General features: G+C 30.3%; 19 protein-coding genes. All 19 read left to right on the forward strand.

Annotation, left to right across the window (positions count from 1 at the left end):
• Positions 1-41: 41 nt before the first annotated feature.
• The 19 genes from OLM51_RS10575 to OLM51_RS10665 all read left to right on the forward strand — a co-directional run bounded on the left by OLM51_RS10575 (position 42) and on the right by OLM51_RS10665 (position 16,140).
• A complete protein-coding gene (locus OLM51_RS10575; protein WP_264550588.1) occupies positions 42-791 on the forward strand; it encodes a LytR/AlgR family response regulator transcription factor in 750 nt (249 codons plus the stop codon).
• Positions 791-2,713: a sensor histidine kinase gene (locus OLM51_RS10580; protein ID WP_264550589.1), complete on the forward strand. Its 1,923-nt coding sequence runs from the start codon at positions 791-793 to the stop codon at positions 2,711-2,713. Before OLM51_RS10575 ends, OLM51_RS10580 begins: the two co-directional genes overlap by 1 nt.
• A gap of 172 nt (positions 2,714-2,885) precedes the next feature.
• Positions 2,886-3,344, forward strand: coding sequence for a hypothetical protein (locus OLM51_RS10585; protein ID WP_264550590.1), 459 nt, complete (start codon positions 2,886-2,888; stop codon positions 3,342-3,344).
• A gap of 26 nt (positions 3,345-3,370) precedes the next feature.
• The gene (locus tag OLM51_RS10590) at positions 3,371-4,069 is read left to right on the forward strand and encodes a hypothetical protein (RefSeq protein WP_264550591.1); all 699 of its coding nucleotides are present in this window, start codon (positions 3,371-3,373) and stop codon (positions 4,067-4,069) included.
• Positions 4,070-4,075: 6 nt separating this feature from the next.
• The gene (locus OLM51_RS10595) at positions 4,076-4,789 is read left to right on the forward strand and encodes a DUF1266 domain-containing protein (RefSeq protein WP_264550592.1); all 714 of its coding nucleotides are present in this window, start codon (positions 4,076-4,078) and stop codon (positions 4,787-4,789) included.
• Positions 4,790-5,073: 284 nt separating this feature from the next.
• Complete coding sequence (locus OLM51_RS10600; RefSeq protein ID WP_264550593.1) at positions 5,074-5,688, forward strand: hypothetical protein; 615 nt, start codon at positions 5,074-5,076, stop codon at positions 5,686-5,688.
• A gap of 388 nt (positions 5,689-6,076) precedes the next feature.
• On the forward strand, positions 6,077-6,799 hold the full coding sequence (locus OLM51_RS10605) for a YARHG domain-containing protein (protein ID WP_264550594.1): 723 nt from the start codon (positions 6,077-6,079) through the stop codon (positions 6,797-6,799).
• 162 nt (positions 6,800-6,961) lie between these two features.
• Complete coding sequence (locus tag OLM51_RS10610) at positions 6,962-7,417, forward strand: hypothetical protein (protein WP_264550595.1); 456 nt, start codon at positions 6,962-6,964, stop codon at positions 7,415-7,417.
• Between the two features lie 64 nt (positions 7,418-7,481).
• Positions 7,482-7,979 carry a hypothetical protein gene (locus OLM51_RS10615; protein WP_264550596.1) on the forward strand — a complete coding sequence of 166 codons (498 nt, stop codon included), beginning with the start codon at positions 7,482-7,484 and terminating at the stop codon, positions 7,977-7,979.
• Positions 7,976-8,674, forward strand: coding sequence for a M949_RS01915 family surface polysaccharide biosynthesis protein (locus OLM51_RS10620; RefSeq protein ID WP_264550597.1), 699 nt, complete (start codon positions 7,976-7,978; stop codon positions 8,672-8,674). The genes OLM51_RS10615 and OLM51_RS10620 overlap by 4 nt, the downstream gene beginning before the upstream one ends.
• Positions 8,675-8,865: 191 nt before the next feature.
• A complete protein-coding gene (locus tag OLM51_RS10625) occupies positions 8,866-9,612 on the forward strand; it encodes a hypothetical protein (protein ID WP_264550598.1) in 747 nt (248 codons plus the stop codon).
• Positions 9,613-9,647: 35 nt separating this feature from the next.
• Entirely contained in the window at positions 9,648-10,094 is a 447-nt protein-coding gene (locus tag OLM51_RS10630; protein ID WP_264550599.1) for a hypothetical protein, read from the forward strand.
• A 57-nt stretch (positions 10,095-10,151) separates the two neighbouring features.
• On the forward strand, positions 10,152-10,631 hold the full coding sequence (locus OLM51_RS10635; protein ID WP_264550600.1) for a hypothetical protein: 480 nt from the start codon (positions 10,152-10,154) through the stop codon (positions 10,629-10,631).
• A gap of 108 nt (positions 10,632-10,739) precedes the next feature.
• The gene (locus OLM51_RS10640; protein WP_264550601.1) at positions 10,740-11,342 is read left to right on the forward strand and encodes a hypothetical protein; all 603 of its coding nucleotides are present in this window, start codon (positions 10,740-10,742) and stop codon (positions 11,340-11,342) included.
• 404 nt (positions 11,343-11,746) lie between these two features.
• On the forward strand, positions 11,747-12,133 hold the full coding sequence (locus tag OLM51_RS10645) for a hypothetical protein (protein WP_264550602.1): 387 nt from the start codon (positions 11,747-11,749) through the stop codon (positions 12,131-12,133).
• Positions 12,134-12,145: 12 nt separating this feature from the next.
• Positions 12,146-13,558, forward strand: coding sequence for a tetratricopeptide repeat protein (locus OLM51_RS10650; protein ID WP_264550603.1), 1,413 nt, complete (start codon positions 12,146-12,148; stop codon positions 13,556-13,558).
• The gene (locus tag OLM51_RS10655) at positions 13,545-14,099 is read left to right on the forward strand and encodes a hypothetical protein (protein WP_264550604.1); all 555 of its coding nucleotides are present in this window, start codon (positions 13,545-13,547) and stop codon (positions 14,097-14,099) included. The genes OLM51_RS10650 and OLM51_RS10655 overlap by 14 nt, the downstream gene beginning before the upstream one ends.
• A 43-nt stretch (positions 14,100-14,142) precedes the next feature.
• Entirely contained in the window at positions 14,143-14,958 is an 816-nt protein-coding gene (locus tag OLM51_RS10660; RefSeq protein ID WP_264550605.1) for a hypothetical protein, read from the forward strand.
• Between the two features lie 12 nt (positions 14,959-14,970).
• Positions 14,971-16,140, forward strand: a complete 1,170-nt coding sequence (locus OLM51_RS10665; RefSeq protein WP_264550606.1) for a hypothetical protein — start codon at positions 14,971-14,973, stop codon at positions 16,138-16,140.
• The last annotated feature ends 22 nt before the right edge of the window (positions 16,141-16,162 follow it).

The raw sequence follows: 16,162 nt of genomic DNA on the forward strand, positions 1-16,162 counted from the left end.
AATCATTTTCGGGGCAATAATTTATTTAACCACTATTTTATATGAACCAAATACGAACCTTGATTATAGAAGATGAACCGGCGATAAGAAAAGAATTGCAGTGGTTGGTTTCACAAGAAGAATCCTTAAAGTTAGAAGCAGTGGCCGGTTCTGTAAAAGAGTCATTGCAAATCATAAAAAACACAGAGCTTGATTTAATTTTAATGGATATTCAATTGACAGACGGTACTGCATTTGATATATTGAATCAGTTAGAACAGCCTTCTTTTCATATTATTTTTATCACAGCTTATAATCATTTTGCCATAAAAGCGATTAAGTATGGTGCACTGGATTATCTTTTAAAACCAATTGATAGCGATGAATTTGCAGCTGCAATCCAAAAAGTCAGCAAAGTCAAGCAGATTGATTATCTCAGACAAATTAATTTTTTGAAAGAATATAGTGTTTCAAAATCTATTGATATGAACTCCAGTATTTGTATCACGTCTTTAGACTGTATGCAGATAGTCCGGTTGAATGAAATTGTACATCTTTCAGGTGAAGGATCTTATACCCAAATTCATCTTGAAAGTAAAAAAATAGTAACTGCTTCTAAACCTTTAAAATACTATGAAGATATCCTGCCTGGCGATTTTTTTATAAAAACACACCAGTCCTATATTGTCAACAAAAACTTTATTGACAAATACATGAAAACGGGTATAATCATTATGAAGAATTCTTCTGAAATTCCTGTTGCAACTCGTAGAAAAGAGTTTGTGATGGATCATTTAAATCCTTTGAGATAATGAGCAAAACGGTATGGTTTGTATTGCTGATCTTATTTTCATGCCAGCAGAAATCGGAAAAAGTAGTGATACATCCGGAAAAAATGCTGGAAAAAATACAAGTAATCAGTGATAGTCTGGATCAAAGTCCCCAAAGTGATAAACTTGTTTTTTGGTCCGGCAGGCTAAAAGAAAAAGAGTATTCAAAAACAGGCCCGGCTTTAGCTTTTATACATTACAATCTTGCTAAAAATTTTGCAAAGACTAGTATTGACAGCTCTAAAAAGCATATCAATATTGCTTTAAATTTAATCGAAAAGGAAAAAGAATTTAATGCACTTAAATTTACGATTTACAATGGTGCTGGTTTAATATCGGAACACGAAGGGAAGTTTTATCAATCGATCTATTATTTCAATAAATCGGCTGCTATAATCATGAGTGACGATTCGCTTCAATGCAAACCATTAGCAAAAGTGATTTGCTTACTTAATGCGGCTCAGGATAATAATAAAATTAGCCAGTATCCAAAATCTATTGAGCAGAATCAGCTTGCTTTGAAAATTCTAAAAAAGCTGCCGGAAGATCATTACAAATACAATTTCAGGGCATATTCGCAATTGTTTACAGCCTGCGAAGAAAGTAATACCTATAAGTCAGATTCGCTACTTTTTTATATTAAAAAACTAAAGCAAATTTCTGTAAAAACAAATGATCCTATGCAAATTAGATTTACCAATGAGCATATGGCACATTATTACACATTGAGTAACAGATATAATCAAGCGATACATTATTACAATTTGGTAAAACAATATGATGCAGGAATTTTATTAGCCGATCCAGAAAATCCAATCGCGATTAAAAACCTATACACCACTATAGCCAATCTTATTGATTTGCATGTTCAGACCAAACAATTTACTGATGCAGAAGACCTAATTAAGCAGGCAGATAAAATAGAAGAACAGCATTTGCAGATATTATCTTATTATGAAAAGAGCCTTAATAAAAAAGCAAAAATGCATTATTATTTAGCCAAAGGAGATAATTTTAAAGCTCAAAATGAAGCCAATCAGGTATTAGAATTAAAAGATAATATCCTGAGAAATTCGGGTATTCAGGCTACAGAAGAAATGGCCACGATTTACGAGCTCCAAGCCAAAGACAAGTCTATTTATGGGCTTAATAAAACAATTGATTATACTACAAATCGTCTGGAGCACAATAAACTACTATTGTTTATTGTTGGATTACTGGCGTTGCTGGCAGTTTCATGGATATTTCTGCTTTATTTTTTCCAAAGGCAAAAAAGACAAAAGCAGGAAAAAGAGAAAATTTTACTGCAACAGCAATTGCTTAGAACACAAATGGAACCTCATTTTATCTTCAATACGTTATCAGCATTGCAAAGTTTTATCAGGTTTGACGAGAAGGATAAATCAATAAAGTATTTAAGTCAATTCAGTAAATTACTCCGAAGCTCTTTAGAATTAAGCCGAAAAAATTATGTTCCGCTTGACCAGGAACTTGAGGCTATAGAGAACTATTTGAGCTTGCAGCAAATGCGTTTTGAATATGCATTTATTTACGAGATAATAACACCAGATACAGATACTACGGCAGTATTAATTCCTCCTATGCTCATTCAGCCCTTCGTCGAAAATGCCATTATCCACGGTATTAGCAATCACTCTGATAAGGGATCAATAATAATAGAAATCCTTTCGCAGGAAAATCAATTGCTGGTAAAAATTACTGATAATGGAAAAGGATATCAGGACAAACCAAATATAGAGGTTGATCATCAGTCGTTATCGGGTATTATAGCCCGGGAACGTTTGGAGATTTTGGCCCGGGAGAACAAAATAAAGACCAATATAGAAATTATTTCCAATGAGAACGGAACTACCGTTTTGCTGACACTTCCTATTAAAAATTAAAGGTATTAATGCGAATTTACGAAGGATCTTTACGAATATCGAATTATATTAGGCTAATTTATATCTGATTAAATTTACAATATCTTTTTTTTAAAATTTGTATTCTAATATTATTTAGTTGTAATATTGTACATAAAAACTTATAAAGTAATATAGGTTAACATGCGAAAAAATGATAAAAAGAAATCTTTTTTTATTTGTTGCAACAATTTTTGTAACAAGTAGTGCATGGGCAAAAGCAAAGATTCCATTTGGCAGAATTGACAAAATCGAAATTGTAGCAGATTTGCCTGACACTGCAAAATATGTAGCAAATGCTGGCTCAAAAGAATACTTAGATTTGGCACGAGTTCATCAGGAATATAATATTGCCTGGATAATTCCTGTCTGGATTACGCAAGAACCAAAATTAGTGTTGACTCATAAAGATAGTGACGAATTCTATGAATTAACAAATGTAGAGCTTGACCAAATTATAAGTGATAATAAATTAAACAAGGAAAGTCTTGTAGAACTTGGACTTTATACAAAATATGGCGGAAAGCTCATTTTACTATTGATTATCGGACTTATTGTATATGGAATTTTTTCTAAAGACAAACCTAAAAACGTAAAACCAACAAATATTTAAAATCAAATTAACAAAACAAAAAATTTATGAATCCATTATTTTTAATTCCAGTCGTATTGGTAATTGCAGGTGTAATTTTTATGATTTATATGAACAAAAATCATAAGGCTGCAAAATCAGAAATTGATTTAGATTTTGAACGAACTAAATATGACCAATACAAACAAGAACTCTTAGCTCAGGATTTTTCACAATTAAAACAATGGATGAAAGGTAAATCTATTGATGCGTTTACGTCTGCATCTGTGCCGCAATCGACAAGTAATAAAGTCCAGGAAATCGTATCTGATGGTTTAAAAAATGTTGCATTGTCTGCAATTGGTGTAAAACTTAAAAGAATAGAAACGGATTGCTTTTGGGCTTTGAGCGGAAACGATTTGCATTTCTTTAGCACTAATACAGTAGGCGAATTAGATGAACATATTATTTTTGATAATTTCAGAATTGAAGATGCTAAACTTGAATATGGTGGTATCCTGAAATCACAATTAGGTGTTTATTCTAAATCTTCAGAAGAATATTTGCCAAAAACACATATCATCACTTTTAATATTGACGGTAGTCCGTTATCACTTGAAATTCACGATAGACTTAATTATGTAACCGACCCAACAGATATGTTAAATTTGAAAAAGCAATTAGAAACAAGAGCAAAATATCAGGTAGTGGGCGAAAAATTTGTAACCATTTTACAAAACAAAGTTCCTAATTTAAAAATGGCTTAAATAGTTATGGGATTTTTTTCAAAAATTTTAAACTCATTTAAAAGCATAAGATTAAATAAAAAAAATGAAGTAAGAGGCTATTTATTAGACCACTTACTTATTGGTTCAATGTATGCCGAACAACAATCGGCATACTTGAATTCTTATGAAACAGGTTTAAACAAATCCGATATCGATAAATTAGTTGAAACTTACTGGGGCATATATAATAAAGATCAGGCGATTGAAATTCTTCAAAGTTTGCACAACAGGAATCAAGATGAATATATGGATGTCGTTTATAAAGCATTTGAGGATAGAGAAAATTATGTCGACATTTTAAAATCAAACCTGCCAAAAGAAGACGACGTATTTGATTATTATTTGAACCTGTTTAGAGCGCTAAATAATATTGTTCCGGAACTAATTGAACAGAAAATTATGACCACTTTTTCTCAAATAAAAAAGACAAAAGATAGTGGTTGGAATTATGGAAGAAGTGCTTTTTTAGCACGCTGTTGCTATGAATTAGGTTATCTTTCAGAAAATGAACTTAAAGAATATTTAGCAAAATCATACACAGATTTAAAAAAATACTGCAGCACCTGGCAAGAATATACAACGAGCTATATTTTTGGAAGAGCAATTTGGGGTGGCACAAACAACAATGGAATGGTGCAAATTGCAAATGACTTGTTGAATAACGACAATAGTCCGCTTAAAAATAAAACATACCTCTAAAAAGATACCGATTGCATAATAAGGGTTTTAGATCACCTTATCGCACACTCAGGAATCTAAAATAGTATAAAAAACAAAATCATAAAACATTAAAAAGGTGAAAAATAAAAAATCACTAAACTTTTTTTGGGGAATTATAGGAACCATTTTAGGATGTACATTGTTTAAGCAGTTTGACTTTGAAAATCTAAAATTTAAACACACTGGTTTAGCCATTGTTTACATTATCACCTTTGTGTTTTCAATTTATTTTCTAGTAAAAAACTACAAGCAAACTAAGTAAAATGAAGAGAATAATTTATCTTTTTATAATTGGACAACTATTAATAATAAGCTGTAATGATAAATCACAGAAGAGAAATAAATTAGAAATTAAGTCAAGTACAAAAAGAGATAATTCAAGAAAAAAAAGTTTACAAACTGTTCAAATAATTAATAAAGATAGTTTGGATATTTCCTTCATAGGGAAAACAACACAAGAATTAAATAAGTATAACTTTCATGTGTGTTTTGGAACAATGCTTGAAGGATATTCTGAAAATGAAGAATATGCAGTTTCAGAATATTCTTTAAATATTGGTAATTGCAGAAATGGAAAAAGTAAAATAACGATAGAGAAATTCATTAATTATTATGACGAGGTAAAAGCAAATTTTGTAATAAAAGATGAACTAATTGTCAAAAGTAGTTACCCCAAAAAATGTTATTCAACAATTATTTTAAAATTAGAAAATACTGAAGAAAGTAACTATTTAATTGAATACGAAGATAATTCAAAGGCAGTTCTAACAAACATTCATAGACTTTGGGAAATAAATTTGAATGAAATGAAATTTATTAAAATTGAAAAACCTGAAAATTTTAAATGTAATAATCCGGGTTTTGCAGATGGAATATAAAGCTGCTAGTCACAAACCAGGTGTGACACCAGAACGCAAGCAGTAATTTTGCCACCGAACATAAAAATGAAAATACGCAAATTCATATTAATTAGAATTACGATATTATTAATTGCTTTCATAGTAATTTACAATGGAGCGTATTATACTTTGTCGGAATATTTGCAACAAGATAGATTTAGTTTTGTTGCTGAAGTTGATAGAATTTTTGAATTAAGCTTAATGTTTTCAATTTTATTTTTACTATTTCTACTACTAGAAAGCTATATATTTAACAAACGACGACAAACTAGTTTGCGTAATGCAGCAATGATTTTCAGTTTATTTATAATCATTTTGGTTATTGCTTTGTGTTATGCGAATGGAATTTTTTACTGAAAAATAAATTATGCAAAAACTATCTTCACTCATTCTTCTGATATTTTCAATTAAATCATTTGGACAAACTCTGAAAGATTGCTCGACTTGCTCAACAAAAATTATTAAAGAAGAACAAGTCAAAGGTTTAAGTATAGATGAAATTAGACTTTTAACAAACGACTTATTTGCAAGAGAAGGGTACCTTTTTACAAATTTAAAATTTCAGGACTATTTTGCAGACAAAAGCTGGTATAAGCCTGTAAAAAATAATTCAGACATTAAGTTTAACGATATTGAAAAGCAAAACATTAAACTTTTTCAGGCCAAAGTGAAAAATTTAGAAGAACAACGAAAAGGCATAGTTGCACAATTAAAACTATTCAAAAATAATGTTCTATTAAAAGACAATCTAAACCTACAAAAGTATTTTAGCTATAAAGCAGAAGATAAGTACGACACCGAATATTTGCTAAGTGTTATGAAAAAGATAGACTTAGAAGATATCAATTGGTATAAAAATGAGGGTATTCATAAAGTACTAGTCGATAATGGTTTTGTTGTAATAGAGTATAGTGTTAAGATTGAAAATGATAAGGTTTCTATTTACTATAATTTTATGTCAAATTCTGAAATTATCAAAGACCTTGACATTTATACAGATTATCATTCAGAAGGTGAACATCTATATAATTGGCAATTTGAATATAAAAATAACCAACTAAATTTTATAAGATTAGCAGTAGCCGGATAATAAAAACACAAAATGAAAATATTCAATTAGTACAGATTTAAAAAGAATCTTCACAAATATCAAATTATTCAGGACTAATTTATAACTGCTTAAATTAACATTGTCTTTTTTTTAAAATTTGCATGCTAACAGATGGTTAGTGATCATAAAAAATGTATTAAAGTGAATAAATATGTAAAAGGTTGTTTGTTTTTTTTAGGAATAGCTGTAATTATTATTTTAATGTTAGTTGGCTGGATCTATTATGGTATGGTTACAAGTAATGAAAGACAAAATCAAGATGATAAAGATTGTGAAAATATTGTGTTCATAACGGATAACCCATTGATTGTAATTGAAAATGCGACAGCGTCATATAATGCCGATATTAATTTAATCTTAATGGATAAAAATGACACTATCGAAAAGAAGGTAATACGTAATATGGCTTATAATAAAATTGAATTTAATATTCCTTTTAAAAAGTTTAAAAAGACAGATAAAATTTTAATTGTAACTAAAAACAAAAATTACATTATTTCTCAAATGGGATATTTTAATGATGGACATTGGGGAATGTTTGGCTATTTAGGAGGGAAGTGTGAGTTTTTTTATAATAGCGAATTAGCTAAAAAATAAAAAAGAACCCTGGGCTTGCAATTGTAAATTTCGATTGTTTTAAACTATATGAAAGAATTTTAAAATGAAGAAAACAATCATTATATCAGTTTTATTTGCATTCTATGCTTGTGCAAACAAAACACCTAAAGTAACAGAAAATCAATCGTTGCAAAAAAATACCTCGGCCCATACATTTCATTCAAAAAGAATTAGAGATAGCATTTTTTACAATGTAATCGAAATAACTGATAATGATGTGGTAAAAAACGGCACTAAGTATCTTTTTAATGTGGAAATTCCAAAATCAGAAGAAACACCCGTATTATTTGTTTCAGCAAGAGTTCCATTAGAAATTTTGTCGGGAATTTATCCCGAATTTCCAAAGTTGATAGTAATAGCGCCCAATTGGAATCTTTACGATGAAGTTTCAAAACAAATGCCATCTGATATTGGCTGTGCAGAACCAAGAACGAGTACTGTTATTTATGAATTTAACAGAGAGAACAAAATGTTATTGAAAGACAGTATCATTGTCATGGACACTTTTCCTGAAATGAGATTTAAAACAACAAGTAAATGAAAAAACTAATCCCAATTTTAATCCTGTTAAATGTAATTTTTATCAGTTGTAAACAAGAAACAAAGACACTTACAATTGAGCCTGAAAAAGCAAAAACAATTGAGCCGAAAAAGGAAAGTTTACAAATAACGGATATTGATTCTTCGCAATTTCCAAAATCATTAAAATACGAGGGATTCATAAAAAATGCCGTTCGTTGGAAAGATAAATTAGGTGATAATATTGTAATAACCACAGAAACAGGGAGCCACAGAAATGAAAAATTTCAGCATGAGTTTGATGATAGCGGAGATGCTGAATTATTTGCTCATCATTTTTTAGTAAAAAATAACCAGGTAATTCAAATCTGGAAAGTATATGATTACATCGATGATTGTCCGGTGGATATTGTGGCATCATTTGTCAAAAACTCCTTTAAGATTACCGATTTAGATAATAATGGAATTGCTGAAATTTGGTTAATGTACAAAATTGTATGTCATGGAGATGTGAGTCCTTGCGAAATGAAAATTATCATGTATGAAGGAAAACAAAAATTTGCCATGCATGGCGAAAACAAAGTTCAAACAGGAATTGATGATAATGGAGAAAAAACTTTTGAAGGGGGCAACTATAAACTTGATGCAGCATTTGAAATAGGCCCGAAAGTTTTTAAAGATTTTGCATTAAACTTATGGAATAAAAACATCATTTAATGCTTTTTGAATACTTTGATTAATATTGATTATACAACTGATTGACGAAAAAAACGGAGTAAAAAAACGCATTGATAGTACAAAAAAAACGGATATACAGAGTTGGGTTTTGTTGTAGAAAAGAAATAATTTTTCATAAACCTGCTTTCCGGAATTAAAAAAACAATTGACTAACAACTAAAAGAAGAACAATGAAAAATAACCCGATATTATTTTTATCAATTATAACCCTCTTAAGTTTCGTTTTACAATCTTGTGAGAATAAAACAAAAAGTACTGCCGGGATAAAAAAAATAAATCAAAATAAATCTGATACTAAACAAACTGGTGCTAAAATTATTCAGGCTAAAGAAGAAGTTTTTAAAGATACTTTTGAATTTGTAGAATACAATGACGATTTTGACTATACATCTATTCAGGTAAAAAAAGAAAATGAGTTACTCGGTTTTGTAAATGATAAAAATGATGACAGGAGTTTATTAAGAGGTGATATTTGTGAAATTCAGTGGAAAAAAGACACCATTTATGTTGCAGGAGATGGAGATACTCCAATGCTTGAGGATTGGTTGATTTCTGTGAGGAAAATTAAAGACGGAAATGTTTCTAAAATGAGAAAAGAGTATAAAAAGGAACTAAAATATCATTGGAGTAAAGAGGATAATTATTCGCAGAGCTTTTTAGACAAAATCTATCTATTGACGGAATATTACATTGCCAACTCAAAAAACGAACTTTTGCAACTTCATATCAAAAATAAAGAGCAAATTAATTATTCAATAGAAAATCAAAAAAGGGAAGACAGGGATTTTACAATTATGGGAATTGGTTACGAATTTGAGAATCGTTCCAATATTTTTCAATGGCTGTATTATGATAACGAAAATGGGAAACTTTACGAGTATGACTTGCCAAATGATGCATTAAATGAATTTAATTAAAAACTTTCGTTAACAATCATAATCACTAACTTAGGATGAATAAAATTTTAACAGTGCTTACAATTTTACCGTTCATGATTTCTTGTCAAAACAAGCAAGAACAAGAAGAAGATGATTTAAAAGAACTTCAAAAGCAACCTATAGAATTTAACGAAAAAATTGTAGACTTCGTTATTGAAAATTCTAATGACAAGTTTATTGAACTTCCAAATTTATACAATTCATTGCCGAAAGAAATGGTGCCAAATGACAAAGATGAAAAACTCATATTGGTTCAGATTTTGAAAAGAAAAGGTTTTGAAATTACAAATTGGGAACGTGGAAATCATCCATTGGGGCCAAGAATAGTTGTATTTAATTTAAAGAAAGATCGTTGTGAATGTGAAGTGCAGAAAATATATTATTCTACTGATGCTTTGCCGGAAGAAATTTATAAGACAACTGAAAGAATTAAATGTAAAAAGGAACCAAAGACAAAGTAAAATAAACTTATTTTTTTAAATTTTATCATTAGATGTATTACGCTAACCAAAATCACGATGAAATATACAGTTCTTTTATTCAGCTTTGTTTTTTGCCTGTTTCCGTTTAAAGATTTTGATATACAATGGGTTGAAAATCTTGACGGCGATTTTTCTTTTTCAAAAACACACAGTTTAAAATGCGAAGCCTGGTGTTATGAGTATTCTGGTGCTACAGAATTGGTAGCAAAACGATTGAGTAAAGACACGATCGAATGTTATACTTTGGCCAATACCGCGACACATTCTACGCTTAATTTTTATATTATTAAGAATGTCATCAGTAATCCACGCATTGAATTAAATAGTATTGTTGATGGAAAATTAACCTATTTGTGTAATGAGGGAAATATAAAAATTGACAAAAAAGCAATGCAAAAAGGAATCTTAAAAGCTCAATTTGATATGAAGTTTGACCATCCGGAAAATCCGGATAAATTAATGTTCTGGAAGGGAAAAATCTATACCAAAATAAAATCTATACCAATCAGAAAATGAAAAATATTTTAGTTCTGTTTTTTCTTTTAATTGGTCACATTATGGGGGAGTTGGGTTGAAAAAAATAAAAAGCAAAAAAATAGTACCGATCACATAAGGAAAAAACAAATGAACAGGAAAATTTATATAGCATTAGGCATAATAGTAGTACTTGTCGCTGTAGTGGCAATAGGAAACGTAATTTTAAGCGGATTAAGCGGCATGGGAAATCCAACCGGGGGGAGAGGACCAAATTATCCTTATTTTATTACTACCGAACCCACAACTATTAAAAAAATTGTAGTGCCAAAAGGAACAAAACTAACTTACGAAGAACAGTTTTTGAAAGAAGGTGAACAAGATGAAATAATGAATGAAAATAAACTCACTATGGTAGAGTTGCCAGAAGGGAAAACGATAGATTGGGGTGGTATTCCGGTGTTTATGATTATAAAATTTTTTAATCCTGAAATGCAGGGATATTCGGTATATGCAGATTTTAGTCAATTAAAAAAGGATAAAAAAACGAAGTTCTCCGAATTGTGGCAAAGCTGTAATAATGATTTAGGGCTTTTAATAAAAAACACTGACGATTGGACTTTTAACACAAAAAACATTCGTGATATATCCGATTGTGGTGTAAACTATCAGCGTTATTTCAGGAATAACAAAGAGCAGCAACAGTTTCTGGATGAACTTTATAGCGAACTTAAAAAGGTTAATTTTAAATAAATGATAAAAGAATAGTACTGCTAGCAGTTTTACCGAAAATTAAAATTAGAGTTTACATGAAAATCCAGAACCATTAATACAGATTTTAAAGAATTCTTCACGAATTTCTAATGATCTCAGGCGAATTTATATCGACTTAAATTGATGTGCATTTATTTTTCAAATTTGTATTGAAGATAAGGGTTTACAGAATTTTGTAAAAGCAGATGTTATAGATTATAATGCTTGCAAAAATGAAGATTAAAAGTGTAGTACTTCGATTTTTACCCGAGCACAAAGTCCTGAAACGTTAAATATATTATATGAATATTTTTATGAGAATGAGTTCCTTTAGATCTGGACAATCAGCCAAGAAAAAGAAGATAAGGTTAAAGCGTTTTTTCAACGATTTAACCAATCTCATAATGATAATAGTGTTGTTGTTATTGACAAGCTGCTCAGAGATTAATACCACAAATACAAATGAAGTTTTTAGATATTGGGATGGAAAAAATCCACCATCTGATATTCAAGTATTACGGGGTCAATATTGGCAGTCTGGTCATTGGACGACAGAGTATATTGTTTACCTTAAATTCAAATCAACAGAGGAATGGTGGAATAAATTTTTAAAGGAAAAAAATCTGTTTGCAGACAAGAATAATTGGACTCTGCCTGGCGATGCACCAGGTTGGTTTAGACCTTCAAACCATTCTGTTAGATTTGGTACTATTGATGATTTCGATCAGGGTTCAGGATATTTTCGGGATCCAATTACAAAAGTTTGCTACATCTATGAAATACAATTATAAATAGTACCAGTTATGAGGTTTATATTTTTTATACTACTTGTCTTTACTTCCTTAACAAGCGAGGGACAAGATAAAATCCAAAAAGAAATCAATTATATCCGCAGTTTTCGTAAAGAAAATAGCAGAATTGTTGTTGAGTTGGGCGTTGAGCCAAAACTGTGTTTACTATCTGCGAAAAACAACCCCAATTATGCCAAATACAGTGCATTGTTACAGCCTTATGATAAAAAAGAAAATTTATTCGAGATAGGAATTGAAGAGCATACCGGTAGTATAAAATCACTCAGGGTTTTGAGTAAAAAAGAGGCTATAGATTACGAATATCTTAAGCCTCATTTTCCTGTTGCAGTCGCTGCAGTTTCAGAGAGTGAAATGCCTGAAAAGTTTTATGACACTGCACTTGAGCTTTATAATCAGCAGCAATATGAAAATGCAATTTTGACAATTGATAAGGCAATAGTAATAAATACTCAAAACCCCGACTATCATCAAATTAAAGCACTTTGTCTGGCTCGTTTAATGCAGTACAAAGAATCTTCAGATGAGGTAAAATATGCATTGGAAATGGATAATGCCAATCCTGAATTGTATGAGATGATGGCAAATAATTATTACTTCCTGAAGGATAATGAAAATGCAGTTAAAAACTATGAGATAGCTGTTCAGTATGACAGGAATGTCATTGTGAGGATTTACCACAATTATATAAGATGTCTTATAGAAATCCCGAATCCGAAAAGAGCTATAGAAATTTACAAACTCTATCAGTATCGCTTAAATGGTCCGGATAATTACGGAGATGATTCTGATAATATGCGGGATGACCTGGATTTTTATGCCGGACAAGCTTATCAGCAAATAGAAGACTGGAAAACGGCTCTTGAAATTTACGACAGATTAATTGTTATGTACCCCAATGTTTATGGATATCGTGCGCAAAGAGGTAGACTTTATCAGCAAAAAAGAGATTTTTTGCCAGCGATCAGGGATTTTGAGGCAGCATTAAAACTAGATGCAAACGAAAGTATTTTATTAACAAATCTGGCACAAATATATCAGGAACTTGGTGACTATAAAAAAGCAGAAGCTGCCTATAATAAGTATATAAGCAAAAATACGGATGATGCTGTACAAATAAGTAATTACGGCTATCTTTTATTAGATGAAGAACTTTACAAAGAGGCGCAGGCTAAATTTGAAGCTTCTTTTAAAATAGATGAAAAGAATATAGATACACATATCGGACGGATACTTGCAGCTTATCTGCAGGGTAATACCAAAGAAAAGAAACGGTTGATTGCCAATGCAAAATCACAATTTCCCGAAATTGAGATTAATACAGCAACCTTAAACAGCCTCATAAAAACGGGTAATTATTACTATTCCGAAAGGATTATAACGATTTGGAAAGATGCAATTGATTAGAATTTCTATACGCTTGTTTATGCTTTTTGCTTTTTCTAATGTCTGTTTTGCAGGAGGTATTTCTGTTTGGGAGGACGTTACTCCTTATGGAAACAAACTTTATCATGATGGAGGAAATGATAAACTCGTAGAACTAACCGTAAATGATTCAAATATTTGGTTTAAAGAGTTTTATTTTTATAAAAAACATGTAATTGCCAGAGAAGAGGGGACTTTTTTTATAATTAATGAAAAAACAAATGCGATAGACGAATTTCATAACGAGCTAGCTTTTAAAAAGGCACTTGAAGAAAAAAAGCTAACGCCCATTTTTATAACCAGATGGTATAATGAAAACTATGGGAGTGATAAATTCTGGATTCCGTTTTTAATGGTTTTGCTGCCTTTCCCTTTCTTAATGCCAATCATTTGGTTAATCTGTTTAATAAGTTTGTTTCGGAAATCAGGTAAAAAGCTTTTTTTGAAGAAATTAGTTAGCATAGGTTATCCTGTAATTGTTGTTTTAGTATTGATTATTTATAACTTTCCTCAAAGTTTTTAATACAGCAAATAATGTTTTTAACTAATAGTTAATTTACAATTTCATGAATTTAAAATATTTCATTTTTGCATTGTTACTTTTTGTTTCCTGTAAAGAAGCAACAGAAAAGAAACACTTATCATTAAAATCAGACACGACTACAAATGCAGGTATCAGGACGACCGCTTTAGAAACTCATAATGAGGCGAATTCTGAAAAAGATAGTAAAATTGTCGAAATAGGATACTATGAAAAATTACAGAATCTTCCAAATTTCAGATTAGACAGTATCAAAGAAACAGAGTATAATAGGATCCCTTTGACTGAAAGTTTTAAAATAGCGAAAATAGAAGAGCACAATGATTTTCTTTATATACAGGGAGCAAATCAAAAGTTTGAATTCAGGAAATATAAAGATTACAAAGGAGAATTGAGCTGGAGTGGTTATAAGTATTTTGGAAATTGCGCAAGTTTAGATTTGGTTGCTTTGCAGGAATTAAGTACTGCAGATCATATGGGATTTTCTGAAATGCAATTATTAGACCTATCAAACAATTATTTGTTTAAGATTATTTCTTTAGGAGATTCAAGTGTTTCTGTTCCGGAACTTTCACCGGATGGTAAGTATATGGTTTATTTTCAGAATCCGGAATATGAATCTAAAGATCTGACAATTGTAATTTTAAAAGTCAACGATAAAAATGATCCTCCGGGGTTTCTAACAGAATATAAAAGCTGTTTTGCAAAAAGTGATAACTCAATCGAAGAAATTAAATGGAAAAATAATACTGAAATTTATATAAAAGCATCTAAATCAATTGGGTTTGATTCTAATGGAAAAGAGTTAAAAGATTATTTTTATTATAAAGCTGAAATTTAAGAAATCTCCTCAATGAAAAAAACAACCACTATGCTTCTAGTAGTCTTAGTCATTTTTATTTTATTGATAATAGAAAAATGCAGCTTAAATAACCTTAGTACGGCGGATTTTTTTAGGCCTAAGGCTTATAAAAATTTCAAAGGGCTGCAAGATAGAGTACAATCGTCCGACTATGAAATTGTACCTGTAACAGGCGATTTTCCGATATTATTTGACAGTATAAAAAATGAGTTTTACATCGCAAACAAGCGAGGATTGACTAAAATAGACGCTAATGGGAATGTGATGTTTTCTGCCGATTTGCAGAATGAGAAATATACATCTGTTTTTGATTTTGCCAATTTTTCGCCTTATGTATTTGCCGAAAAAGGAGTCTACGATTTCTCGGGAGATCAACTAGAGTACTGTGTTTTTTCTAAAATACTTAATGCTGAAAATGAAATAAATGACCTTGATTTTAAATCTATTTTCGAAAAATACTATAAAGAAGCTGAACTTGTAATATATGATACCGGCAGGAATATTGATTTTAAAAGGGATTGCGTCCCCATGTATTTCAAAGTAAAAAACCAGTGGATTTTATTGTTTTCTCAAAAAGGAGATTATCGATTTACACATCAGTTAACATTGGACGTAGATGATATTATTGGACAAATTGATTTTGAAAACTTCCCCGCAAAATTCTCAGATAAAAGATTAATGGTACTAAAGGATCATAAAAATGGAGTCTATTCAACTAAACAAATCGGAAATAAAATAGATGATAAATATTTAGATACGTATTATACCCAAATACTAAAAGAGCGAAAATTTAACTATCAGACATCAAATGAATTTAAGTTGCTCTCTTATAAAAAAGAAGCTTACTACTATAAAGGCAATTATTGGGATTTGCCAGAATGGATAAACCCCTCATTTATATGTACGGGTTATTTTCAATTGACATACAATAATGAAAAGTTGTTTTTTAAAGAAAAAGCAATAAAATATTTTTTAGAGCCTAAAAGCAGATACGATTTGTATTTGTATGAATTGCCAGTCCACCTTAGAAAAAATACTAAAGTAGCCTTTATAGATTATGATCTGGATATAGGCGGTTATAGAAATGATAGTACAGAAATTATAGAGCCAATAATTAAAAACACTGGTTTATATATCATCAGACCCAAACCGGTCCGTTAATCTCTTTAAAAAACAAACCTAA

Source organism: Flavobacterium sp. N2038, from assembly GCF_025947185.1.
In the GTDB taxonomy this organism is placed as follows: Bacteria; Bacteroidota; Bacteroidia; order Flavobacteriales; family Flavobacteriaceae; genus Flavobacterium.